General features: G+C 65.3%; 2 pseudogenes. One reads left to right on the forward strand and one right to left on the reverse strand.

The annotated features are described in order from the left end of the window. Positions 1-254 precede the first annotated feature (254 nt). Positions 255-536, forward strand: a pseudogene (locus tag FJ980_RS32620) (cupin domain-containing protein); the annotation flags it as partial. Here FJ980_RS32620 and FJ980_RS32625 read toward each other — a convergent pair. Further along, positions 516-1,230 (reverse strand): annotated as a pseudogene (locus FJ980_RS32625) (thiamine pyrophosphate-dependent enzyme); the annotation flags it as partial. The pseudogenes FJ980_RS32620 and FJ980_RS32625 sit on opposite strands and share 21 nt — an antisense overlap.

The raw sequence follows: 1,230 nt of genomic DNA on the forward strand, positions 1-1,230 counted from the left end.
ATACCTTTGGGCCGGTTGAAGACAAGCCCGCCCGCGACGGTCGAACAGGCCGGCCCAAAGGTATCGTCCCACTTGTTTGCCGGCAGGGCAAGGAAAATAGGTAGCCTCAGGGGCCGAGCGCGCGGTGCGGTTGCCGCTGACTTGCAAGCCGAACAGACCGGTTGCGTCGACGGCCATATCGGCCGAAACTAGGGTCTCGAAAGAAGAGCGGCGGCGCCGCCGCCCGCATCGCCACCAGTTCCAGGGATCGAACGATGAAGATCATTGCTTGCGGCAGCACGCCGACCGTCATCGCGCCGGAAAAGTACTTCACCGGCCGGGTGCTGCAGACGCCGATCATCGAGAGGGAGGCTCCGGCACGGCTGCGGGCGACATTGGTCAGCTTCGAGCCGGGCGCGCGGACCCACTGGCACACGCATCCGCTTGGCCAGACGCTGTACGTCACGTCGGGCGCCGGCCTCGCCCAGACCTGGGGCGGCCTCATCCAGGAGATCAGGGCAGGGGACGTCATCTCGTTCGCGCCAGGCGAAAAGCACGTCGTCCGGCACCTCGAACGGCGCGAAGGTCCAGCCGATGTTCTCGCGGGTCGCGGCGATCTCTGCCTCGCCCAGCGGCGCGCCATGCGTCTTCTCCGAGCCGCCGAGGTTGGGGGCGCCCTTGCCGATCATTGTGCGGCAGGCAATCAGCGACGGTCGATCTGACTGCCGCGCCGCCTCGATAGCCACGGCGACGGCTTCCATGTCGTGGCCGGAGACCGTTTGGACATCCCAGCCGGCGGCTTTGAAGCGCGCCGGCTGGTCCATCGACGTGGACAGGGAGGTTGGCCCGTCAATGGAGATCGCATTGTCGTCCCAGAAGACGATCAGGCGGGAAAGCTTCAGGTGGCCGGCGAGGTCGATCGCCTCGTGGCTGATGCCTTCCTGCAGGCAGCCGTCGCCTGCAATCACATAGGTATGATGGTTGACCAGATCGGCACCGTATCGGGCAGCAAGCATGCGCTCTGACAACGCCATGCAGACCGCCGTGGAAATGCCTTGTCCGAGCGGGCCGGTGGTGGTCTCGACACCAAGCGCGTGGCCATATTCGGGATGTCCGGCCGTGCGGCTGCCCAATTGCCGAAACCGCTGCAACTCCTCGATCGGCATGTCTTCATAGCCGAGCAGATAATGCAGCGCGTATTGCAGCTTCGAGCCATGGCCGGCTGAAAGCACGACACGGTCACGGTCCGGC

This window comes from Mesorhizobium sp. B1-1-5, assembly GCF_006443065.1.
Classification (GTDB): domain Bacteria; phylum Pseudomonadota; class Alphaproteobacteria; order Rhizobiales; family Rhizobiaceae; genus Mesorhizobium.